19 protein-coding genes are annotated in these 22,114 nt (G+C 55.4%); 7 read left to right on the top strand and 12 right to left on the bottom strand.

All coding sequences use genetic code 11. From position 1 onward, the window contains the following. Window positions 1-40 precede the first annotated feature (40 nt). The 3 genes from kdpB to kdpF are packed head-to-tail and all read right to left on the bottom strand — an operon-like array spanning window position 41 to window position 3,916. Window positions 41-2,098: a potassium-transporting ATPase subunit KdpB gene (gene kdpB / locus AC1RS8_RS15855; protein ID WP_489339030.1), complete on the bottom strand. Its 2,058-nt coding sequence runs from the start codon at window positions 2,096-2,098 to the stop codon at window positions 41-43. Window positions 2,099-2,108: 10 nt separating this feature from the next. Continuing rightward, window positions 2,109-3,818 carry a potassium-transporting ATPase subunit KdpA gene (kdpA, locus tag AC1RS8_RS15850; protein ID WP_489339031.1) on the bottom strand — a complete coding sequence of 570 codons (1,710 nt, stop codon included), beginning with the start codon at window positions 3,816-3,818 and terminating at the stop codon, window positions 2,109-2,111. Window positions 3,819-3,826: 8 nt separating this feature from the next. Next, entirely contained in the window at window positions 3,827-3,916 is a 90-nt protein-coding gene (kdpF, locus tag AC1RS8_RS15845) for a K(+)-transporting ATPase subunit F (RefSeq protein WP_079246727.1), read from the bottom strand. Between the two features lie 344 nt (window positions 3,917-4,260). Here kdpF and rfbB point away from each other — a divergent pair, with 344 nt between their 5' ends. The 6 genes from rfbB (at window position 4,261) to AC1RS8_RS15815 (ending at window position 9,787) form a co-directional block, all read left to right on the top strand. Beyond that, window positions 4,261-5,343 carry a dTDP-glucose 4,6-dehydratase gene (gene rfbB / locus AC1RS8_RS15840; protein ID WP_489339032.1) on the top strand — a complete coding sequence of 361 codons (1,083 nt, stop codon included), beginning with the start codon at window positions 4,261-4,263 and terminating at the stop codon, window positions 5,341-5,343. Then, complete coding sequence (rfbA, locus tag AC1RS8_RS15835; RefSeq protein ID WP_057713789.1) at window positions 5,340-6,215, top strand: glucose-1-phosphate thymidylyltransferase RfbA; 876 nt, start codon at window positions 5,340-5,342, stop codon at window positions 6,213-6,215. Before rfbB ends, rfbA begins: the two co-directional genes overlap by 4 nt. Window positions 6,216-6,261: 46 nt before the next feature. Next, window positions 6,262-7,131, top strand: coding sequence for a dTDP-4-dehydrorhamnose reductase (rfbD, locus tag AC1RS8_RS15830; protein ID WP_489339033.1), 870 nt, complete (start codon window positions 6,262-6,264; stop codon window positions 7,129-7,131). A 258-nt stretch (window positions 7,132-7,389) separates the two neighbouring features. Then, the gene (gene eat, locus AC1RS8_RS15825; protein ID WP_489339035.1) at window positions 7,390-8,754 is read left to right on the top strand and encodes an ethanolamine permease; all 1,365 of its coding nucleotides are present in this window, start codon (window positions 7,390-7,392) and stop codon (window positions 8,752-8,754) included. Window positions 8,755-8,895: 141 nt separating this feature from the next. Further along, window positions 8,896-9,063, top strand: a complete 168-nt coding sequence (locus tag AC1RS8_RS15820; protein WP_079246726.1) for a DUF2897 family protein — start codon at window positions 8,896-8,898, stop codon at window positions 9,061-9,063. 166 nt (window positions 9,064-9,229) lie between these two features. After that, the gene (locus AC1RS8_RS15815) at window positions 9,230-9,787 is read left to right on the top strand and encodes a TetR/AcrR family transcriptional regulator (RefSeq protein WP_057713786.1); all 558 of its coding nucleotides are present in this window, start codon (window positions 9,230-9,232) and stop codon (window positions 9,785-9,787) included. Here AC1RS8_RS15815 and fabF read toward each other — a convergent pair. Further along, entirely contained in the window at window positions 9,784-11,058 is a 1,275-nt protein-coding gene (fabF, locus tag AC1RS8_RS15810) for a beta-ketoacyl-ACP synthase II (RefSeq protein WP_057713785.1), read from the bottom strand. The genes AC1RS8_RS15815 and fabF overlap by 4 nt on opposite strands. Before the next feature lie 31 nt (window positions 11,059-11,089). Then, a complete protein-coding gene (locus tag AC1RS8_RS15805) occupies window positions 11,090-11,884 on the bottom strand; it encodes an SDR family NAD(P)-dependent oxidoreductase (RefSeq protein WP_489339036.1) in 795 nt (264 codons plus the stop codon). A 395-nt stretch (window positions 11,885-12,279) separates the two neighbouring features. Between AC1RS8_RS15805 and AC1RS8_RS15800 the strand changes: the two genes are divergently transcribed. Beyond that, entirely contained in the window at window positions 12,280-13,572 is a 1,293-nt protein-coding gene (locus AC1RS8_RS15800) for a Wzz/FepE/Etk N-terminal domain-containing protein (RefSeq protein WP_489339037.1), read from the top strand. Between the two features lie 67 nt (window positions 13,573-13,639). Here AC1RS8_RS15800 and AC1RS8_RS15795 read toward each other — a convergent pair whose 3' ends face one another. The 7 genes from AC1RS8_RS15795 to wbjC form a co-directional block, all read right to left on the bottom strand. Further along, on the bottom strand, window positions 13,640-13,969 hold the full coding sequence (locus AC1RS8_RS15795) for a ComEA family DNA-binding protein (RefSeq protein ID WP_489339038.1): 330 nt from the start codon (window positions 13,967-13,969) through the stop codon (window positions 13,640-13,642). 112 nt (window positions 13,970-14,081) lie between these two features. Beyond that, window positions 14,082-16,076, bottom strand: coding sequence for a polysaccharide biosynthesis protein (locus AC1RS8_RS15790; protein WP_407514874.1), 1,995 nt, complete (start codon window positions 16,074-16,076; stop codon window positions 14,082-14,084). An 83-nt stretch (window positions 16,077-16,159) separates the two neighbouring features. Next, the gene (locus AC1RS8_RS15785) at window positions 16,160-17,191 is read right to left on the bottom strand and encodes an MraY family glycosyltransferase (protein ID WP_407514872.1); all 1,032 of its coding nucleotides are present in this window, start codon (window positions 17,189-17,191) and stop codon (window positions 16,160-16,162) included. Further along, the gene (locus tag AC1RS8_RS15780; protein ID WP_407514871.1) at window positions 17,188-18,153 is read right to left on the bottom strand and encodes a UDP-glucose 4-epimerase family protein; all 966 of its coding nucleotides are present in this window, start codon (window positions 18,151-18,153) and stop codon (window positions 17,188-17,190) included. The genes AC1RS8_RS15785 and AC1RS8_RS15780 overlap by 4 nt, the downstream gene beginning before the upstream one ends. Window positions 18,154-18,156: 3 nt before the next feature. Next, window positions 18,157-19,410: a glycosyltransferase family 4 protein gene (locus tag AC1RS8_RS15775; protein WP_493163024.1), complete on the bottom strand. Its 1,254-nt coding sequence runs from the start codon at window positions 19,408-19,410 to the stop codon at window positions 18,157-18,159. A gap of 14 nt (window positions 19,411-19,424) precedes the next feature. Then, window positions 19,425-20,555, bottom strand: a complete 1,131-nt coding sequence (gene wecB / locus AC1RS8_RS15770; protein ID WP_057713778.1) for a non-hydrolyzing UDP-N-acetylglucosamine 2-epimerase — start codon at window positions 20,553-20,555, stop codon at window positions 19,425-19,427. 438 nt (window positions 20,556-20,993) lie between these two features. Then, window positions 20,994-22,112: a UDP-2-acetamido-2,6-beta-L-arabino-hexul-4-ose reductase gene (gene wbjC, locus AC1RS8_RS15765; protein ID WP_413425562.1), complete on the bottom strand. Its 1,119-nt coding sequence runs from the start codon at window positions 22,110-22,112 to the stop codon at window positions 20,994-20,996. Window positions 22,113-22,114: the final 2 nt, after the last annotated feature.

Genomic DNA, 22,114 nt, shown 5'->3' with positions numbered 1-22,114 from the left:
ACCACCATCGCGAGCTCGCTCCTACAGGGGGGGTGTTCAGTCAAACCAGATGCAACGCCGTCAACAGCATGTCGATCGCCTTGATCCCCACGAACGGCACCAGAATCCCGCCCAGGCCGTAGATCAACAGATTGCGCCGCAACAACGCTGCCGCACTCGCCGCGTGAACCCGCACACCGCGCAGCGCCAGCGGAATCAGCACCACAATGATCAGGGCGTTAAACACGATCGCCGAGAGAATCGCGCTCTGCGGGCTGCTCAGGTGCATCACATTGAGCACGCCCAGTTGCGGGTAGATCGCGGCGAACAGCGCCGGCAGGATTGCGAAATACTTGGCCACGTCGTTGGCAATGGAAAACGTCGTCAGCGCACCGCGGGTGACCAGCAACTCCTTGCCGATCTGCACCACGTCCAGCAGCTTGGTCGGGTCGCTGTCGAGGTCGACCATGTTGGCCGCTTCACGGGCCGCCTGCGTGCCGTCGTTCATCGCCATGCCGACGTCCGCCTGGGCCAGGGCCGGAGCGTCGTTGGCGCCGTCGCCGCACATGGCGACCAGACGACCGTCGTTTTGCTCGTGACGAATGCGCGCCAGTTTTTTCTCCGGCGTGGCTTCGGCCAACACATCGTCCACACCTGCCTCAGCGGCGATGGCAGCGGCGGTCAACGGGTTGTCGCCGGTGACCATGACGGTGCGGATCCCCAGTTTGCGCAACTCGGCGAAACGCTCGCGGATACCGGGCTTGACCACGTCCTTGAGGTGGATCGCCCCGAGCAACTTGCCATCGGCACACACCAGCAACGGGGTGCCGCCGCTTTGGGCGATCTTGTCGATTTCACGGGACAGGGCCGGTGCCAGGTCAGCACGCTTGAGACCAACGAACGCCAGCAACGAATCCACCGCGCCCTTGCGGTACACGCGCCCCTGATAGTCGACACCGGACAAGCGGGTTTCGGCACTGAATGGCACGGCTGTCAGCACCTCAGCGGACGGTTCCGGTTGCGGATGGGTGCCGCGCAGGTACTCGACGATCGACTTGCCTTCCGCAGTGTCGTCGGCCAGCGAGGCCAGCAACGCGCCTTCGGCCAACTCCCCGGCTGTCACGCCAGGCGCGGCATACACCGCCGAGCAACGACGGTTACCGAAGGTGATGGTGCCGGTCTTGTCCAGCAGCAGGACGTGCACGTCCCCCGCCGCTTCCACCGCACGACCGGACTTGGCGATCACGTTCAGGCGCACCAGGCGATCCATACCGGCGATACCGATGGCCGACAGCAAGCCGCCGATGGTGGTCGGAATCAACGTGACCAACAGCGCCACCAGGAACACCAGCGGCAGGCTGCCGTTGGCGAAGTGGGCGAACGGTTGCAGGGTGACGACCACCAGCAGGAAGATCAGGGTCAGGCCGATCAGCAGAATATCGAGCGCCACTTCGTTCGGGGTTTTCTGGCGCTTGGCGCCTTCGACCAGGGCGATCATGCGGTCCAGGGTCGACTCACCGGGGTTGGCGGTAATCTTCACCAGCAGCCAGTCGGACACCAGCCGAGTGTTGCCGGTGACGGCCGAACGGTCGCCACCGGACTCGCGAATCACGGGGGCCGATTCACCGGTAATCGCCGCTTCGTTGACCGCCGCGATGCCTTCGATCACCTCGCCGTCACCGGGGATCATCTCCCCGGCTTCGACGCGCACCACATCGCCCTTGCGCAGGTTGGCGGCGGGCACCACCTGAAAGCTGCCGTTGCCGGTTTTGCGCCGGGCGCTCAAGCCTTCACTGCCGGCCTTGAGGCTGTCGGCGCGGGCCTTGCCGCGACCTTCGGCCAGGGCCTCGGCGAAGTTGGCGAACAGGACGGTGAACCACAGCCACACAGCGATTTGCGCGGCGACGAAAGTCGGCACTGCGGTGTCGGGAATGAAGCACAGCACGGTGGTCAGGATCGCCGTCAGTTCGACCACCAGCATCACCGGCGCACGCTGCAACTGCCGAGGGTCGAGCTTGACGAAAGCTTGCAGCAGCGCCGGGCGCCACAGGGCCGAGATCGCGGTTTTAGTTTGTTCCGGTGCCTTGGCGGCGACGGTTTTGGTTACGGGCATATTCATCATCAGCTCCTTAGCTCTTTAACCCAAAAGCAGCCATACCCAGATGTTCAGCGATTGGACCCAGTGCCAAAGTCGGCAGGAAGGTCAATCCACCCACCAGCAAAATGGTCACGGTCAGCAGGGTCACGAACAGCGGACCGTGGGTCGGGAAGCTGTTCTGCCCGATCGGGGCGGTTTTCTTCAGCGCCAGGCTGCCGGCCAGGGCCAGGACCGGGAGGATGTAGCCGAAGCGACCGATCAACATGCCCAGGCCCAGCATCAGGTTGTGGAAGGGGGTATTGGCGCCAAAGCCAGCGAAAGCGGAACCGTTGTTGGCACTGGCCGAGGTGTAGGCGTAGAGCATCTGACTGAATCCGTGAGGCCCAGGGTTGCTCACCGCAGCCACCGGGCCTGGCAGGCTGGCGGCGATCGCGCCGAGCACCAGTACGCCAATCGGCATGACCATCAGGGTCACCACCAGCAATTGCACTTCCCTGGCTTGCAGTTTCTTGCCGAGGTATTCCGGAGTACGACCGATCATCAGGCCGGCGAGGAACACCGCGATCAGCACGTTGAGCAACATGCCGTAGAGCCCTGCGCCAACACCGCCGAAGATCACTTCGCCGACCATCATGTTGACCAGGGCCACCATGCCGCTCAGTGGGTTGAGGCTGTCGTGCATGCCGTTTACCGAACCGTTCGACGCGGACGTGGTGGTCACCGACCAGAGCACGGTGGCGGTGGTGCCGAAACGCGCTTCCTTGCCTTCCAGCGGCGCGGTCTGCTCGACAGCGACGTTGTTCAAGGCAGGGTTAGGTTGGTATTCAGCCCACAGCGAGGTCGCGCCGCCGATCAGGAACAGCGCCAGCATGCAGGCGATGATCGCGCGACTCTGACGCAGGTCCTTTACGTAGTGACCGAAGGTGAACACCAGTGCCACCGGGATCAGGATGATCGAGGCCACTTCGAACAGGTTGCTCCACGCCGTCGGGTTCTCGAACGGATGCGCCGAGTTCACGCCGAAGAAGCCACCACCGTTGGTGCCCAATTGCTTGATGGCAATCTGACTGGCAGCCGGTCCCAGCGGAATCACTTGGTCAACACCCTGCATAGTCACTGCATTCACGTACTGCGAGAAAGTTTGCGGCACGCCCTGCCAGACCAGGTACAGCGCCAGCAGCAGGCACAGCGGCAGCAAGCCGTAGAGGGTGGCACGGGTCATGTCGACCCAGAAGTTGCCCAGAGTCCGGGTGGATTTGCGGCCGATGCCGCGACACAACGCGACCAGTACCGCCAGACCGGTGGCGGCGCTGACGAAGTTCTGCACAGTGAGGCCAGCCATCTGGCTCAAGTAGCTCAGGGACGCTTCGCCGCTGTAGGCCTGCCAGTTGGTGTTGGTCATGAAGCTGACGGCGGTGTTGAACGCCAGCGTCCACTCCTGACCCGGCAGGTTCTGCGGGTTGAGCGGCAGGTGGTCCTGGAACAACAGGATCGTGAACAGCAGCAGGAAACCCGCGAGGTTGAAGGCAATCAAGGCCAGGGCGTATTTCTGCCAGCTCTGTTCGGCTTTCGGATCGACGCCGGCCAGACGATAACAACCACGCTCGACCGGACCGAGAATCGGCGTCAGCCAGGTGCGCTGCCCTTCCATCACCTTGTAGTAGAAGCGCCCGAGAAACGGCGCCGGGACCAAAACCAGGGCAAAAAAACCGAGGATCAGCCAATAGTCATAACTGTGCATAGCCGCTCCTAGTTCCGGTCCGCGCGCAGCAGCGCAACAAACAGATAAATGAACAGCCCCACTGCCAGCAGCAGCGACACCCCGTCCAGAACGCTCATGGAAGTTCTCCGTGTTACGGCGTATTGCCGCGTGTGGAGTCATTGTCGGAAAGGAGGCTGTAAAGGAACGAGATCGAGGGTGCCCGCAGGGCATAAAGAAAGCGTAAAGAGTGGGTTTACGCGGGGGTTACAGGGTGCGGGAAGGCGTTCCAGCACGGAAAAAACCGGGAGTGTCGTACGTAGAGCGTTAAATTGTGCGCGAGAGTAGTGAGTGCTGGTTGCAAGTCATGGATAATCCGGCCCAAATGACGCGACGCAACCGATTGGGGTCAGGATCTCTTGCACCTCCCCGCTTGCGCCTGCAAGCTACCTCTATTCGCATTACTGAAAAAGGCTGGCCCAACGTGCGTATCCTAATTACCGGCGGAGCCGGTTTCATAGGCTCGGCCCTTGTCCGCGAGCTGATTCAACACACTGAGCATGAAGTGCTCAACCTGGACAAACTGACGTATGCCGGCAATCTCGAGTCGCTGACCAGCATTGCCAACGACACTCGCTACGAGTTCGTTCAGGCCGATATTGTCGATCAGGCGACCGTCAGTGCAGTGCTGGCGCGCTTTCAGCCTCACGCGATCATGCACCTGGCAGCGGAATCCCACGTCGATCGTTCCATCGACGGGCCATCGGAATTCATCCAGACCAACATTGTCGGCACCTACAGCCTGCTCGAAGCCGCCCGAGCCTATTGGCAAGCCCTCCCGGAACCTGAGAAAAGCACCTTCCGCTTTCATCACATTTCCACTGACGAGGTTTACGGCGACCTGCACGGTGTCGATGATCTGTTCACGGAAACGACGCCCTACGCGCCGAGCTCGCCCTACTCCGCCAGCAAGGCAGCGTCCGACCATCTGGTCCGCGCCTGGCAACGGACCTATGGCTTGCCGGTGCTGCTGACCAATTGCTCGAACAATTACGGGCCGTTCCACTTCCCCGAGAAACTGATTCCGCTGGTCATCCTCAATGCGTTGGCCGGCAAGCCGCTGCCGGTGTATGGCAATGGCCTGCAGGTTCGCGACTGGCTGTTCGTCGAGGATCACGCCCGTGCGCTGCTCAAAGTGGTGACCACCGGCACCGTCGGCGAGACTTACAACATCGGCGGGCATAACGAACAAAAGAACATCGACGTGGTGCGTGGCATCTGCGCCCTGCTCGAAGAATTGGCACCGCACAAGCCCGAGGGCGTTGCGCATTACGCCGACCTGATCACGTTCGTCCAGGATCGCCCTGGGCATGACCTGCGTTACGCAATCGACGCCAGCAAGATTGAACGCGAACTGGGCTGGGTGCCCGAAGAGACCTTCGAAACCGGCCTGCGCAAAACCGTTCAATGGTACCTGGACAATCTGGAATGGTGCCGCCGCGTTCAAGACGGCAGCTATCAGGGCGAACGCCTTGGCGCCATCAATCCCAAGGAGCTGCTCGCATGATGAAAGGCATCGTTTTGGCGGGTGGCTCGGGCACGCGCCTGCACCCGATTACGCTTGGAGTGTCGAAACAGCTGTTGCCGGTCTACGACAAGCCAATGATCTACTATCCGATTTCGGTGCTGATGCTGGCCGGCATCAAGGATATTCTGCTGATCTCCACCCCGCAGGATCTGCCCCAGTATCGCAATCTGCTGGGTGACGGCAGCCAGTTCGGGGTGAATTTCAGCTTTGCCGAGCAGCCATCACCGGACGGTCTGGCCCAGGCCTTTCTGATTGGCGAAGAGTTCATTGGCGATGACCCTGTGTGCCTGATCCTGGGCGACAACATCTTCCATGGTCAGCACTTTGGCGAACAATTGCAGAACGCGGCAAAACGCACCTCCGGCGCCACCGTATTCGGCTACTGGGTCAAGGACCCCGAGCGCTTCGGCGTGATTGATTTCGACAGCGATGGCCGTGCCCTTTCGATCGAAGAAAAACCGAAAGCGCCGAAATCCAGTTATGCCGTTACCGGCCTGTACTTCTACGACAACGATGTGATCGAGATCGCCAAGGCGGTGAAACCTTCGCCTCGCGGCGAGCTGGAAATCACAGACGTCAACAATGCCTATCTGCAACGTGGCGATCTGCAGGTCGAGCGTTTTGGCCGAGGTTTCGCCTGGCTCGACACCGGCACCCACGATAGCTTGCTCGAAGCCTCTCAGTACGTGCAGACCATCGAACACCGCCAGGGTCTCAAAGTCGCCTGTCTCGAAGAGATCGCCTATGAAAATGCCTGGATCAACCGCGAACAGTTGATGGAGCGCGCCCGGTACTTTGGCAAAACCGGGTATGGCCAGTACCTGGCCAAGCTGGCAGGGGAAGAGCAATGAACCTGTGCGAGCCCGATTCGCCCGGTAACGAGACTGGACTGTTCCCGTGAAAATACTCATCAATGGCCGACACGGTCAGGTTTCACATGAATTGCAACAGCGGCTGGGGGCTGTCGGCGAACTGGTCGTATTGGGTCGCGATCAGCTCGATCTCGCGCAGCCCGATCAGATTCGCCATCAAGTGCAAAACATTCGACCCGATCTGATCATCAACGCGGCGGCCCATACAGCGGTTGATCTGGCAGAAAGTGAACCGCAATCAGCCTTTGCCATTAACGCCGTAGCTCCCGGCATCCTGGCCGAAGAAGCGCTGGCTCTCGACATCCCGTTGATACATTACTCCACGGACTATGTATTCGACGGGACGAAAGCCGGACCTTACAACGAGGACGACACGCCCAATCCGCTCGGGGTGTACGGCAAGAGCAAGCTGGCCGGTGAACAGGCCATCAGGGACGTGCAAGGTAAACATCTGATTCTGCGTACCAGCTGGGTCTACTCGACTCATGGCCGCAACTTCCTGCTGACGATGCAACGTTTGCTGCAAGAGAAACCTGAGTTACGTGTAGTCGCCGACCAAATCGGCGCTCCTACATGGGCCGGTACAATCGCCAATAGCACCCTTGCCCTGATTGAACGCTGGCAGACGAGTCAGGTTACCAACTGGGGTACTTATCACCTGAGCGCTCAAGGTGAGACCTCCTGGTTCGGCTTCGCCCAGGCGATCGGTGAAGCGCTGCGACAACAGGGCAAGCCCTGCGCCGACCTGTTACCGATCCCGTCCAGCGACTACCCGACACCCGCAGCCCGACCGCTCAACTCGCGCCTGGATTGCAGTCGCTTGCAACGCGACTGGGGGGTCAGCCAACCAGACTGGCAAACGGCGTTGCGCGAGTGCCTCAATCTGCAAGCCTGAATATCAACCGCTGCCCGCGCCGGCATTGAAATACCAAACCTGCGCGTTGCAGCGGTGTGGGGAGCGGGTATGCGGGCTTGCTCGCGAAAGCCGCATTTGAAACCGGCGCGCCCCTGACTGACGCACAATATTCGCGCATCCAGTGGCGAACATCCCCGATACGACAGCTTTCAGCCCATTACGACGTGCAATCGCGAAATGGCACGCCCACTGCACTGGCCTCCCCTGAGCTTTCCAAACCACTCAGGGAGCAAACCCATGAACACACAACTCAAACCCACGCTGGGCACCTTGCACCTGTGGGGCATTGCGGTCGGGCTGGTGATTTCCGGAGAGTATTTCGGCTGGAGCTATGGCTGGGGCGTGGCCGGAACCTTGGGCTTTCTGGTGACTTCGTTCATGGTCGCCACCATGTACACCTGCTTCATTTTCAGCTTCACCGAACTGACCACCGCCATTCCTCACGCTGGCGGTCCCTTTGCCTACAGTCGTCGCGCCTTTGGCGAGAAAGGCGGTTTGATCGCCGGGCTGGCGACACTGATCGAATTCGTCTTCGCCCCACCGGCGATTGCCCTGGCCATCGGCGCCTACCTAAATGTCCAGTTTCCTGCCCTGGACCCGAAACACGCGGCAGTCGGTGCCTACCTCGTATTCATGGGCCTCAACATCCTCGGCGTGAAACTGGCGGCGACCTTCGAACTGGTGGTCTGCGTGTTGGCGGTCGCTGAATTGCTGGTGTTCATGGGCGTGGTCGCCCCGGCATTCAGCTTCAGCAACTTCGCGCTTAATGGCTGGGCCGGCTCCGACGTGTTCGGCGCCCCGGCGATTGCCGGGATGTTCGCGGCCATCCCCTTTGCCATCTGGTTCTTCCTCGCCATCGAAGGCGCAGCCATGGCCGCCGAAGAAGCCAAGGACCCGAAACGCACGATTCCCAAGGCTTACATCAGCGGTATTCTGACCCTTGTGCTGCTGGCGATGGGTGTGATGTTCTTCGCCGGTGGTGTCGGTGACTGGCGCACCCTGTCGAACATCAACGACCCGCTGCCGCAGGCAATGAAAACCGTGGTCGGCGAAAGCTCGGGCTGGCTGCACATGCTGGTGTGGATCGGCCTGTTCGGCCTGGTGGCGAGTTTCCACGGGATCATCCTCGGCTACTCGCGGCAGTTCTTCGCACTCGCCCGGGCCGGTTACCTGCCGGCGTCCCTGGCCAGATTGTCGCGCTTTCAAACCCCGCACCGGGCAATCGTCGCCGGCGGTGTGATCGGCATTGCAGCCATCTACAGCGACGGCCTGATCAACCTCGGCGGCATGACACTGACCGCCGCGATGATCACCATGGCCGTGTTCGGCGCCATCGTGATGTACATCATGAGCATGCTCAGCCTGTTCAAACTGCGTAAAACCGAGCCGAACCTGGAGCGCACCTTCCGCGCCCCGTGCTACCCGCTGGTGCCGTTCATTGCACTGATGCTGGCGGTGGTGTGCCTGGTGGCGATGGCCTGGTTCAACACGGTGATCGGCCTGATCTTCCTGGGCTTCATGGCGGCCGGTTTCCTGTACTTCATGCTCACCGCGCAATTGCGCGCCGACGCACCGGCGGATGCGATGTTGACCGGACATTGAAAGCGTTCGAGTGAACCTTGAACAACAGGCATAGAATGGGGGTAATAGCGATGGAACTGCGACAAAACCCCATCACTCAAAGTGGTATGCACGATCGGTTGGCGAACCCTCGCCAACCCGCCTGCTTTCAAGGAGAGTCCTATGCCCTGGTATGCCTGGTTGATTCTGGTCGTTGCCATCGGCTCGATCGTTGGTGGTCTGATGATGCTGCGCGACACCGCCAACAAGGTCGAATTGACCGAAGAGCAACGTAAGCGCGTCGCCGAACGCAATGCGGAAATGGACGCCAAGGAAGCGCAGGACCGCTGACTGAAAACCCCGCCTGAAACGGCGGGGTTTGTTTTTGTGTGAAAGCACCTGAAATCATGCCGCTTTTGACCCATATCGAAGCATCTGCATGTTTTTTAGAAGTAGAAGTACAGTCACCATGCAATTTTCATTGGTTAATATGTCCGCATTGATGCGGAGATATCAGATGCGTTACTCGCAGGACCATAAAGCCCAGACCCACCAACGCATAATCAAAGAAGCTTCAGCGCGATTTCGACGCGATGGTATCGGCGCGACCGGGCTGCAACCCCTGATGAAAGCACTGGGCTTGACCCACGGTGGCTTTTACTCGCACTTCAAGTCCAAAGACGAACTGGTAGAGAAAGCCTTGCAAGAGGCTGGCGCACAAGTCGACGAGTTGTGCGCGCAAATCTTCGCCGAAGAGCATCCACTCGAATCCTTCATCGACGCTTATCTGTCCGAATGGCATCAAACCTCACCTCAGGAAGGCTGCCCGCTGTTGACCATTTCTTCGGAACTGGGACTGCGTGGTCAACCGAGTCCAACCAGCGATGTCGTGCTCCAGGCGCGACTCGATCAGATCCAGCACACCCTTGACGGAGAGCGGAGCGCCGAGCGCAGCATTGTGATCATGTCTACGCTGGTCGGCGCCTTGCTGTTATCGCGTAGCGTTGCCGACGCCGAATTTGCCCAACGGATTCTCGACGTCGCACGCGAACACCTCAAACACTCGCAGGATTAACCCTGCCAACGCTTGAACAGCACACTGGCATTGACCCCGCCAAATCCGAAGCCGTTGGACAATGCGTATTCGATGGCCATCGGCCGAGCATTGCCATGAACGATGTCCACGCCTTCAGCGGCAGGGTCCGGGTTTTCGAAGTTGAGGGTCGCCGGCACGATCTGGTCGCGGATCGCCAGCAGCGTAAAGATCGCTTCGAGTCCACCCGCTGCACCGAGCAAATGCCCGGTCGCCGACTTGGTCGATGTCACGGCGATGCCGTTTTGCGCGCCGAACAATGCCTTGATCGCCGCCAGCTCTCCCAGATCCCCCACCGGAGTCGAGGTTGCATGCGCATTCAGATGCTGAACCTGAGCCGGTGAAACACCTGCTTGTGCCAACGCCAACGACATCGCTCGCCGCGCACCGCTGCCGTCCTCGGGGCCGGCGGTCAGGTGAAAGGCATCGGCGCTGGTGCCGTAGCCGACCAGCTCCGCCAGCGGGTGCGCGCCCCGGGCCAGTGCATGGTCCAGAGACTCGATGACCAGCAGCCCGGCCCCTTCTCCCATGACAAATCCATCTCGACCACTGTCGAACGGTCGCGAAGCGCGCTCAGGCGTTTCGTTGTAAGCGCTGGACAAGGCGCGAGCAGCCGCAAACCCGGCAAGGCTGACCCGATCGATCGCCGCTTCGGCGCCACCGCATACCGCAATGTCCGCTTCCCCCGCACGAATCAAACGCGCCGCATCGCCGATTGCCTGCACACCGGCCGCGCAAGCCGTAACTGGCGCACCCAATGGACCTTTGAAGCCATGCGCTATCGAGACATGGCCGGCCGCGAGATTGACCAAAAACGAAGGAATTGTGAACGGAGACAAGCGTCGCGGCCCACGGCTGTCGGTCGTACGTACCGCATCCGCAATCGCGCCAAAACCGCCCACACCTGAACCGATGATGGTGGCCGTGCGCTCCTGGGCGTTGGCGTCCAGCGCCTGCCAGCCTGCTTGCTCCAGTGCCTGACGCGCCGCTTCCATGGCGAACAGAATAAAGCGGTCCATCTTCTTCTGTTCCTTGGGTGGGGTTGCCCGGTCCGGATCGAACCCCGCCTCCGGATCGTCAGCCAGCGTGGGCACGGCACCACCGACCGTGGCCGGCAGATCGGCAACCACCTCCTGCGGCAGATTGCGCAGCCCGGAACGCCCGGCCAGCAGACGCTCCCAGACCATTTCGACACCGCTCCCCAGCGGCGACACCAGGCCCATACCTGTTACAACCACACGACAATTACTCATACCACACATACCTCAAGCCGGTTGATGGCGCTTACCGATAACGGGCAGCGGCCTTGCTTTTGGAAAGGTTCGGCGCCATCACAAGACGCGCCGCCACAAAGGCATCCCAATCGCCCGTATCCGGTAACGAAGGAATGGTGATCAATTCACCCTGGTCCAGACCCGACAACGCCGCATCGACCATCTCGCCCGCCTCCATCACCATGTCCGCAGGAATCTCTGACGCATCGATACCAGAACGCTCCCAGATCTCGGTGCGTGTCACACCGGGCAGGACCGCCTGGATCTTCACACCGGTGCCATCCAGCTCGGCGTTCAACGATTGAGTCAAGCTCAACACATAGGCCTTGCTGGCGCTGTACGTCGCATTGAAACGCTCGGGGAACAACACCACCACCGATGCAATATTGATGATCGTGCCGCGCCCGGCCTTGGTAAAACTGGCTGCAGCCGCCGCGGCCAATCGCGTGACCGCCGTGATGTTCAACTGAATCATTCGCTCCAGTTGATCGGTATCGGCATTGGCCAATAGCCCGTCCGCCGCCACGCCGGCGTTATTGAGCAACAAACTGATACTTGAATCGCTGCGTAACCGCTGTTCGAGCTGCAGCACGTCTTGTTTTTGGGTCAGATCCGCCTTCAGCACTTCGACCTTGATCCCATGCGCCGTGCGCAGTGTGCTCGCGGCCGCCTCCAGTCGCTGCTCGTCGCGAGCCACCAGCAACAAATCAAAACCACGAGCTGCCAACCGCTCAGCGTAAACCGCCCCGATGCCGGAAGAAGCACCGGTGACGAGGGCCGTACCTTGGGACTGGGTAGAGTTCATGACTATGCTCCTGGGAACACTAGGATGAGAACAGAGATTTCATTATAAGCATAATTTAACTGTTTTATTACACACATAATTTTTCTGACGGGCAAGCGGCCACGCGGACAAGCCCAAAAATATGGCCCCTTCCTGTCCCCTCCTTCAGCACGACGGTAACTCGAACCCTTACAGCAACGCACCAAAGACCTGCCTGCTGCATACTGCGGAGTCTGCCGGCTCCGCTGAGTAGGAATAGATTGCATAAACAGCGGTTTAACTTGTCAACAGCTTGCCGTCAGAATGTAGATACGGGAGAATGCAAAACGTTACTAATTGTTTTTCACCACCACTGTCAGCGAAGACCGATAGAGCATTTCTCAACGCCAGCTGACTTTTTGTAATTTGAGGGTTTCATGAACTTCCCTACAAAAATACGTCCTGACATTGAACATCATGAAATCGATATTACAGAGTTTCTTCGCGACTTATGGAAGCAAAGATCTATTATTCTGCTCTTCACCGGGCTTTCCACAGCGATCGCAGTAACTTATGCATTAACGGCGCAACCTCAATATAAAGTACAGAACGAAATCAGGCCTGTGGCAGCTACAGACCTGGACATGTTAAACGAGTCCGGCCTTTATAAGATTCAACCAGAGCAAGCCTTAAGACGTATTGGTTCGTCCATGGATTCTTATACCGAACGTTTAAGTTTCTTCCAGACCAATCCGGATTTACTCGCTCCCATACAAGTCGACGGCAAGTCAATCGAAGAGACCCTCGAACGCTTCAATACTAATGCGTTTACGGTTGAGCAAATCGACCCTAAAAAAACCTCTAATCTTTCGGAGGCAATTAAATTTAGCGTAGAGTATCCATCTGGCGTGGATGGGGTGGCTATTGTTAACAACTTTACCGAGTTTGTAGTCAAGCGCGAAAAAGAGAAGGTCGAAGCGGACTTTAAAACTCTTGTTGAGAACCGGATCGCGCAAACAGAAAGAAAGCTGTTATCCAAGAAAGCTGCATACGAAGCCAACAAAGACTCGGAAATCGCAGAACTCCTTGAAAAGGATCAGTTAAAAAAAGAAACTCTACAAGACGAACTCAAAGCCCTACGGCAACAATTGCAAACTCGTCGACAAAATCGTGTGAAACAGTTGGATGAGGCAATATCGATTGCCAAAAAGCTGGGAATTGTTGCGCCTACCACGCCATCTGCCCTTGGAGAGGCTGGGCAGACAAGGCAAGGCAACATGATTCGTACAGAAGTAAGCAACCAACAAATACCTCTTTATTTTATGGGTCAGTCGGCACTTGAAGCAGAGCGCACAACACTCGTCTCCCGAAACTCCGATGACTTTACTGAGCCTCGCGTTGATGAAATCCAGAAAGAGCTTAACCTCCTCGCCAATAACCGGAAAGTTGCCCTGCTTAAACAGCGTAATAACGAAGAGCTGTTCTTAAAAGGCTTAGGTGAGATCCGGGAAGAGCTGGCACACCTGAAAAACCTGCATGTCAATTTTGAACAATTTAATCTGGTTAATATCGACAGACCGGCGTCTCCCCCGCAAGCCCCTATCAAGCCGAAGAAAGCGTTAATCGTTGGCTTAGGTTTGATATTCGGACTGATGCTCGGAACAATGCTCGCTGCTGCCCGGACAATCATGCTGCCTAAAAAACCGACTGACAAAAGCACTGCAGACTAGCTGCAAGCTTATTTCCCGCTCTAATAAAAAGGCCGATCAATGATCGGCCTTTTTATTACTCTCGCGATTAATTCACTTCAATCTTGTCTCGGTTACTTTCCAGAATTGCCTTACCAATCCCCTTGACCTCAAGGAGTTCATCCACTGACGCAAACGGCCCATTATTGTCACGATACGCAACAATTGCCTTGGCCTTCGCCTCCCCAACACCGGCTAGCTCACGTTGAAGTGTTGGTGCATCTGCACCATTGAGATCAACTTTATTGGCCTTCGCTCTAGTACCAGCTTCCGTGACCACGGAAGACTCAACAGCTTTAGCTTCCGGAGCAGCAATAGCTGCAACAGAAGCGCCGCTCAAAAGGGCAAAAACCAAAGAGTAGAAGTAACCTTTGCGCATGATGATGCTCCATGACATGAATTGAAAGAAGAAGCTTTTCCTAAGCTGCTTCCCAAATTTAGGCCATGTTACGGAACTGTCAAAAACGTGTACATTTCCGAATGTGAAGCAATCAAGGTTCCAAACGGCGCTGCTGGTAGATCCAGTCTACGATATCGCCGTCAGGAGCGTAACCGCTGACGGTTTCGCGCAACAGTTGGCGGACGCGCACATAATCATCCTGTTCAATCGAGCAAAGTAATTCAGCCAGCTTGATTTTGAGTACATCCCAGGGAAGATGATCCTCGTTGGCAGTCATGATCATCGGATGCTGGGTGGCCGCCACGTTGTCACCAATCAGCAGCTCTTCGTAAAGCTTTTCGCCGGGTCGCAAGCCCGTGAACTCGATAGAAATATCCCCATGCGGGTTCTTTTCCGAACGCACACTCAAGCCCGAAAGATGGATCATCTTTTCAGCAAGCTCTACGATTCTTACTGGCTCTCCCATATCTAACACAAAGACGTCGCCACCCTGCCCCATCGAACCTGCTTGAATTACAAGCTGGGCCGCCTCGGGAATAGTCATGAAATAACGAGTGATCTTTGGATGGGTTACCGTCAGTGGCCCGCCGGATTTGATCTGCTTGTGAAATAACGGGATGACCGAACCGGAGGACCCCAGAACATTGCCAAAACGTACCATAGTGAAGCGCGTTTTGTTTACCCGTGAAACGTTGGTGTCGTCACCGAATAGTACCGGGGCGAGTTCTCGACTGAGCGCCTGTAGCGTCAATTCAGCAAGACGTTTTGTGCTGCCCATTACGTTTGTCGGGCGCACCGCTTTATCTGTCGATATCAAAACAAAGTTGGCGACACCTGCCATCAACGCCGCCTGAGCGGTATTGAGTGTGCCGATTACGTTATTTAGGACACCCTCAGCAATATTGTGCTCAACCATCGGAACATGCTTGTAAGCTGCCGCGTGATAAACCGTATCTACGCGCCAAACCCTCATCACATCCAGTAATTTTTCCTTATTTCGTACCGACCCCAGGATGGGCAAAAGACGAACAGAGAGCGATTCTCTGCTTACGCGCTGCTCAAGTTCGGACAAAATGCTGTAAAGATTAAACTCGCTGTGTTCAAACAACAGAAGCGTCGTCGGTCCCAAAGAAAGAATCTGACGACATAATTCAGAACCAATTGATCCGCCAGCGCCGGTGACCAGAACAGATTGTCCCGTTATGCAATGCTCCAGCAAATCACCTTGGGCCGGAACAGCGTCACGCCCCAACAGGTCGGCAATGTCTACTTCCTGAATGTCATCGACTTTGACCCGGCCACTAGCCAGGTCCATGAATCCGGGAACGCTTCGAACATGGAGCGGAAAACCTTCGAGGAAACCAAGAATTTCGCGACGCCGGCCACGACTAGCAGAAGGAATTGCTAACAGAATTTCCTGAGCCCCTGTCTCGTCGATCATCTGTTGAATATGCTTTGGCTTATAAACCTGAAGCCCGGAAATAACACGATCGGCGATGCTCTTATCATCGTCTATAAAGGCCACCGGACGCATCATGCGCCCCATACGCAGTGCGGCTACCAGCTGATTTCCTGCCGCGCCAGCGCCAAAAATGGCGACTCTGGGTAAACCGTCGTCCCTATTGGTAAAAGGTACATGCTGCGCAGCAGCAAACCAATCACCCAGGAAGTATTGCCGCATCGCCAGACGCAATCCGCCAACCATAATCAGACTCAGCCACCAATAGTTGAAAATGATCGACCGCGGAACAAGATTTTGATGATTGCTGTACCAATAAACAAATACACCAAGAATTAGAGACGACAAACTGACCGCTTTGATAATCGCTATAAGAGCATCGTTGCCAAAATATCGCATCACAGCACGATACATGCCAAAGCGGATGAACAAAGGGATTGCGACCACCGGGGCACTCAAAAAAAGCCAAGTGTGGGCAATCAGCGGATTGACCATGTCGTCAATGCCGAGCCGTACCAAAAATGCCAGCCAAAGCGCTACCCATACCAGAATGACATCCGTCGAAACCTGAATGAGGCGCTTTTGCCGACGCGGCAACCCCAGCAACAGCGTGCGTAACTTATCCATAACGCCCTCGTACACCTCGAAACGCTTCCCAGTTGAACGCGTGTACGTCTCCTGACGCACTCGTTACTTCAAAAACCCATGAATCAGTTGCCGAACATCTGGCTTCTTTCGAGTTCGCCCGCATGGAACTTCACCGCCAAAATCACTAAAGGAATGTAGGCAAGAACCAGACCTAGCGCGCCATCCAGCCCGAAGTAGCTCACGCACAATGCGATGGGCAGCAACCAGCCGATGTTAATTGCCCCTACCGCTAGCGTCACTGGCAGGTGTTTGCCATATCTGCGCGATGCGAACTGATACGCATGGCTGCGATGAGCTTCGTAAACTTTATCACCACGAACAAGGCGTCGAATTAAAGTGAAGGTCGCATCAACAATGAAAACCCCCAATAAAATCAGCCAGGCCCAGAGTAATTGCGGCGCCGTCCAGGCAGCCTGAATAGAGATGATAGCAAGCACTACACCCAGGAACCCGCTGCCGGCGTCTCCCATAAAAATGCGTGCTGGAGGGAAGTTCCAGAACAAGAATCCCACTACGGCCATGGCCAACATTCCCGCGACCCACATCAGGTTTTCAAATCCGCTCAACCAATAGAGCAGACAGGCTCCCAAGCAGGAACAAATCGCCTCAACACTGGCGATACCGTCGATTCCGTCCATGAAATTATACAGATTCAGCATCCATACCAAATAGAAAGCAGCCAAAACATAACCAAGCCAGCCGAGATCGACGCTCATTCCGAACAAGGTGAGGGGAGGTACCCCCCCCAGCCAGATCAAAGCCCAGGCGGCAGCACAAAAATGTCCAAGCAAGCGCCAACGAGCAGCGATATGACCGTGGTCGTCCATAAAGCCGACCACAGCTACTAATGCCCCTGCTCCCCCGATAGCCACCAATACGGGCAACGAGACCAGTTGAGCCCAACCCAGAAAAGGCAGTACCAGCAAGAACGCGAGAACAATCGCAACTCCGCCACCGCGAGGAGTTGGTATCGAGTGAGAACTTCGAGCGTTGGGAATATCAACAATGCTGCGAGCCAAAGCATAACGACGCAGTAGCGCAGTTAATATCAATGAAACACCAGCCACCGCGGGAATCAACCACCAATAAATCATTTTATTTTACTTTCTCGAAAATATTGTGCGGTAGCTTTCAGAGCGTCATCCACCGAGACCGGTGGGGACCAACCAAGCAGGGCGCGCGTTTTACTGATGTCTACCCGCAGAGACCCACACAGTCGATTTGACAGGTCTTTTCTGCCCAACACTGTCGCACCGCCACCTAATACCCAGGACGGCACTGGTAATAGACGCGCCGACCGCCCAAGAGCAAATGCCATTTTTCGCAGCAACTGCGTTGTAGAAAGATCTTCGCCATCACTGACCAGGAATGTCTGGTTGGCCGCCGCGGGATGACTGATGCAGGTGAGAATCAAGTCCACCAGATTATCCAAGGCGACCAGACTGCGGCTGTTATGAATGGCGCCGAAAGGCAAGGGAACACCTTTATCAAGCCACTGCATCATATTCCGGAAATTAGCTTTTACCCCGGGGCCATAAACCAGCACTGGGCGGATAATGACAACCTCCATACCCGTTTTCGCCGCGAGCTCACGAAGCCCCTGCTCTGCCTCCATCTTGGAAATGCCATACGGGTCTGCCGGGGCAGGTGTATCCTCAGGCGAATAGGTGGTGTTTGGCAATGTGCCTTCTCCGTTTACCTTGATCGAACTGATAAAGATAAACCGTCGAACACCGGCCGCAGCCGCATGACGTGCCAAGTTGAGCGTGCCATCCACATTGACCTGCCTAAAGGCAGCCAAGGGGTTGGCTTCAGTGTCATTCATTACATGAACACGAGCTGCTGAATGTATGATGACGTCCACGCCGGCAAGACTACCCTGCCAGTCAGTGGTTCCGTCAATGTTGTCTACGTGAATCTTCGCAACATGATCTTCACGTAAGTCCGTCCCTTTACGTAAAGCGGCAATAACAGTGTAATTATCCGTGAGCAAACGGCTAAAAACTGCTCCGCCTACGAACCCGGTTGCACCGGTTAAAAATATTGACTTCGTCATTATTTATTTGACATCCCTTCGTAAAGTCCCTGCACGGAACAGTGCTTCCAAACGTCGTAAAAGAGTAACTTTCGAAAAGTGGCTCCAATAATACGAACGGCCGGCCTGCCCCATGAATTCACGCTGAACAGAATCCGTGGTTGCCATTTTCAGGGTGATTCGCGCAAGCCCCTGAGCATCTCCTGAAGGGCAGGTGTAACCGCAACCGGAGTCCTCAATAATTCTCGCAGCCTCACCATTGATCATCCCCAGGATTGGTTTGCTCGATGCCAAATAGGCTTGGACTTTCCCGGGAACTGTTTTTTCAAACACATCGTTGGTTTTCAGCGAAACCAGTAACGCATCCGCGCAGGCAAAGATTTCTGGCATGGCGCTCAGCGGGTGCCGGCCCAGCAGCAATACGTTCTGCAAGCCTCTTGATTCAACTTGCTCGCCCAGCCACTTACTCATGCGGCCGTCCCCGACGATTACCCAGCGTACTGAGGCGCTATGCTTCAAGGACTCAGCGGCATCCAGCACTGCTGGCAAATCCTGAGCGTCACCCAAATTACCGGCAAAAACGACCGTAAAGGTAGAGTCATCCCGCTCTAGCAAACTTGATGACTTTTCTGGACAGCCCGAAAATTCATCTTCCGCCCAACTTGGAAAATAAACCAGGCGCTCTGGAGAAATCTCTTTAGTGCAATATTGCTTTACACTGCTTGAGAAGCCTTCTGATTGTAAAAGCAAATAATCGGCGCGGTTATAGATCCACGAAACCACGCGCCCAACCATTGCCAGCAGGGTAGGATTGCGCAATACGCCAACAGCTCGAAGGGTTTCCGGCCATAGGTCAAGAACCCAAACATAAACCGGAGCTTTCTTCATACGTCCAATTACAACCGCCGGAATCGCAGCCATAATCGGAGAAACCGCATATACGAAAACCGCATCGAATTTTTCGTTACGGAGTTTCGCAGCACCTATTGTGGAAGCGCTGAAAAAAAAAGAAAGGTAATTTAGCATCAAGCGGATACTTCTCTTGCCGCGCGAGACCAATGGAACTCGGACTATACGTGCACCAAAGTAACTCTTGAAGCACTCAGGATTGGTCTTATATTCAGAGAATACCGCGCCTTCAGGATAGTTGGGCCATCCTGTCAAAACAGTCACCTCATGACCATTATCCGAAAAATCGCGTACCAAATCATTGATACGCATATTCTCAGGCCAAAAATACTGAGTAACTACTAAAATCCTTAATTTATTCTCAGACATTCCCACAGCTCAACTCAATACTTTTTCCAAACCACGCGATTTACATAATCAAGGTAGCTGTGAACGATTCGAACCACCTTATCGGCCACATTCGGCATGCTGTAGTCTGCCACCAGGCGCAGACTGCGAACCTCGCCTCGGCTTTGACCGTCCAGCACCTGCAAGGCCTGCATCACTCGCTCGGACTCAAGGCCAACCATCATCACAGCGGCTTCTTCCATACCCTCTGGACGCTCGTGCGCCTCACGGATATTCAACGCCGGGAAATTGAGAATGGAGGATTCTTCATTGATCGTACCGCTATCGGAAAGTACTGCTTTGGACTCAAGCTGCAACTTGTTGTAGTCCTTGAAGCCGAGCGGCTTTAACAGACGAACATTCTCGTGAAACTTCACCCCCATGGCATCGACACGCTTCTGTGTCCGCGGGTGAGTGGAAACAATTACCGGATAGTCATAGTGCGCCGCGACTGCGTTGAGCACGTCAACAAGCTTGCCGAAGTTAGTATCGGAATCAATATTTTCTTCACGGTGTGCGCTCACTACAAAAAACTTGCCCTGCTCAAGCCCAAGCCGCTCCAGCACGTCCGAAGAATCGATACCTTCACGATAATAATTAAGTACCTCAAACATCGGGCTGCCAGTTTTGATGACCCTGTCTGGTGGCAAACCTTCACTTAGCAGATAGTCACGCGCAATGGTACTGTAAGTTAAATTGATATCTGCGGTGTGATCCACAATACGTCGGTTGATCTCTTCAGGTACACGCATGTCGAAGCAGCGGTTACCAGCTTCCATATGGAAGGTCGGAATTTTGCGACGTTTGGCGGGAATGACCGCCATGCAGCTGTTGGTGTCGCCGAGGACGAGAAGAGCCTCAGGCTGAACCTCGGCCAGCACGCGATCAACGGTAATAATGACGTTACCGATGGTTTCCGCACCTGTTGCACCAGCAGCATTCAGAAAGTGGTCGGGTTTACGGATACCGAGATCCTGAAAGAAAATCTCGTTCAATTCATAGTCATAATTCTGCCCGGTGTGCACTAGAACATGGTCGCAGTCCCTGTCCAGAGCGGCCATGACGCGCGACAGGCGAATGATTTCCGGGCGAGTACCCACTACGGTAACGATTTTCAATTTTTTCATTTTTAAACGTCACATTTTAATAAGTGATAAAAACGATCAACAATTCTAATCTTCAACTGCCACTAACGCTATCCATTAGCATGGATGAAGCCCAATGGGGGCCATTAATGGACGAGTGGACGCTACACCACTTGGCTTCTGCATCCTGGGTGATTGAGTGCGAACGGGCGATAAAGGGCGGTTCACCATCGATCGCGCCTCATCTCCACCACGCTCGGTGGCCACATCCGATCACCCCGTGGTGATCCCTTCGAGGAATAACTCCAACGAAAAAGTCAATACCAACAGACTTTCCGGCCTGTTTTTGACCCAGCGAGTGGGTGACGAACTGTCAAAAACCGGATTTACAAGACTACCACTTCAAGCGATCGCAAGCCCCCATAAAAGCACAGCGCCGCCCCATTCCTTATTTAAGGAATAAAGCGGCGCATACGGTTATTACGCTTCAGTACCAACAGGAAAGGTAAACGTATCAGGTGCTTCGCGATCAAAAATCTCGTTAGCCCAAAGCATAACGATCATTTCCTCACTGCCAATATTGGTAATGTCGTGGCTCCAGCCTGGAACTGTTTCGACAATTTCCGGATTTTCTCCGGAAGTGAACAATTCGTAAAACTCGCCCGAAACAATATGACGAAAACGGAAACATGCCGTGCCTTTGATGACAAGAAACTTTTCCGTCTTTGTGTGATGGTAATGCCCGCCGCGTGTTATTCCTGGGTGCGCAGTAAAGTAAGAAAACTGTCCGGCCTCTTTGGTTTTAAGCATCTCCACAAAAACCCCGCGCGGATCACCGTGCTTGGGAACTTCGTAAGTAAAACGCTCGGGCGGCAGATAACTCAAGTAAGTGGAATAAAGAGCCCTTACAAGCCCAGTCCCTACCGACTCGGTAATCATCGACTTTCGACTATCACGGAAGGCCGCCAATTGCTCAGAAAGCTCACCCACCGTAATATTATATTGAGGCTCAACACTAACAAACGGCGAGCCCGACTTCTTCCCTTCCATTACAGCAATGAAGCATGCAATTACATCATCTATGTAAACCAGATTAATGCGCGCATGTGGATCATTGATTTGAATTGGCAGACCGCGAGCGATATTATTGCAAAAAGTTGCAACCGCTGAATTATAGTTAGGACGAGCCCACTTACCAAATACATTAGGCAAACGAAACAAGTGTACTTCCGAACCATTTTTCGAGTTCAGATCAAGCAGTACTTGCTCGGCACCAAGCTTACTGCTGCCGTATGGGTTATCCAACTCCGCTTGACTCGACGACGTATACAATACTGGAACTTTCCGGCCACCGAGACGAATAGCATCACAGAGCGCACGAGTCAAATCGGTATTGCCGGTATGAAACTCCTGCGGGTCCAACGGACGATTGACACCGGCCAGATGGAAAATAAAGTCAACCTGGGCAACCAGACTCGGTAGGTTTTCCAGCGAATCTTCGCGGGTAAAGCGCACCACTTCGACATCTGACTTCTCGCTCAGATGCGAAATAAGATTCTGGCCGACAAAACCATTGGCACCTGTAATCAGAACCTTCATTA

The sequence above is a fragment of the Pseudomonas sp. GW821-FHT12A04 genome (genome assembly GCF_058807755.1).
The sequence above is the reverse complement of the archived record's forward strand: the minus strand, read 5'-3'. Positions and strand labels throughout refer to the sequence as shown.

What these genes read in the sequence shown, in the direction of transcription:
- kdpB (WP_489339030.1), bottom strand. Translation starts at nt 2,098, where the DNA reads ATGAATATGCCCGTAACCAAAACCGTCGCCGCCAAGGCACCGGAACAA.
- kdpA (WP_489339031.1), bottom strand. Translation starts at nt 3,818, where the DNA reads ATGCACAGTTATGACTATTGGCTGATCCTCGGTTTTTTTGCCCTGGTT.
- kdpF (WP_079246727.1), bottom strand. Translation starts at nt 3,916, where the DNA reads ATGAGCGTTCTGGACGGGGTGTCGCTGCTGCTGGCAGTGGGGCTGTTC.
- rfbA (WP_057713789.1), top strand. Translation starts at nt 5,340, where the DNA reads ATGATGAAAGGCATCGTTTTGGCGGGTGGCTCGGGCACGCGCCTGCAC.
- eat (WP_489339035.1), top strand. Translation starts at nt 7,390, where the DNA reads ATGAACACACAACTCAAACCCACGCTGGGCACCTTGCACCTGTGGGGC.
- AC1RS8_RS15820 (WP_079246726.1), top strand. Translation starts at nt 8,896, where the DNA reads ATGCCCTGGTATGCCTGGTTGATTCTGGTCGTTGCCATCGGCTCGATC.
- AC1RS8_RS15815 (WP_057713786.1), top strand. Translation starts at nt 9,230, where the DNA reads ATGCGTTACTCGCAGGACCATAAAGCCCAGACCCACCAACGCATAATC.
- fabF (WP_057713785.1), bottom strand. Translation starts at nt 11,058, where the DNA reads ATGAGTAATTGTCGTGTGGTTGTAACAGGTATGGGCCTGGTGTCGCCG.
- AC1RS8_RS15805 (WP_489339036.1), bottom strand. Translation starts at nt 11,884, where the DNA reads ATGAACTCTACCCAGTCCCAAGGTACGGCCCTCGTCACCGGTGCTTCT.
- AC1RS8_RS15800 (WP_489339037.1), top strand. Translation starts at nt 12,280, where the DNA reads ATGAACTTCCCTACAAAAATACGTCCTGACATTGAACATCATGAAATC.
- AC1RS8_RS15795 (WP_489339038.1), bottom strand. Translation starts at nt 13,969, where the DNA reads ATGCGCAAAGGTTACTTCTACTCTTTGGTTTTTGCCCTTTTGAGCGGC.
- AC1RS8_RS15790 (WP_407514874.1), bottom strand. Translation starts at nt 16,076, where the DNA reads ATGGATAAGTTACGCACGCTGTTGCTGGGGTTGCCGCGTCGGCAAAAG.
- AC1RS8_RS15785 (WP_407514872.1), bottom strand. Translation starts at nt 17,191, where the DNA reads ATGATTTATTGGTGGTTGATTCCCGCGGTGGCTGGTGTTTCATTGATA.
- AC1RS8_RS15780 (WP_407514871.1), bottom strand. Translation starts at nt 18,153, where the DNA reads ATGACGAAGTCAATATTTTTAACCGGTGCAACCGGGTTCGTAGGCGGA.
- AC1RS8_RS15775 (WP_493163024.1), bottom strand. Translation starts at nt 19,410, where the DNA reads ATGTCTGAGAATAAATTAAGGATTTTAGTAGTTACTCAGTATTTTTGG.
- wecB (WP_057713778.1), bottom strand. Translation starts at nt 20,555, where the DNA reads ATGAAAAAATTGAAAATCGTTACCGTAGTGGGTACTCGCCCGGAAATC.
- wbjC (WP_413425562.1), bottom strand. Translation starts at nt 22,112, where the DNA reads ATGAAGGTTCTGATTACAGGTGCCAATGGTTTTGTCGGCCAGAATCTT.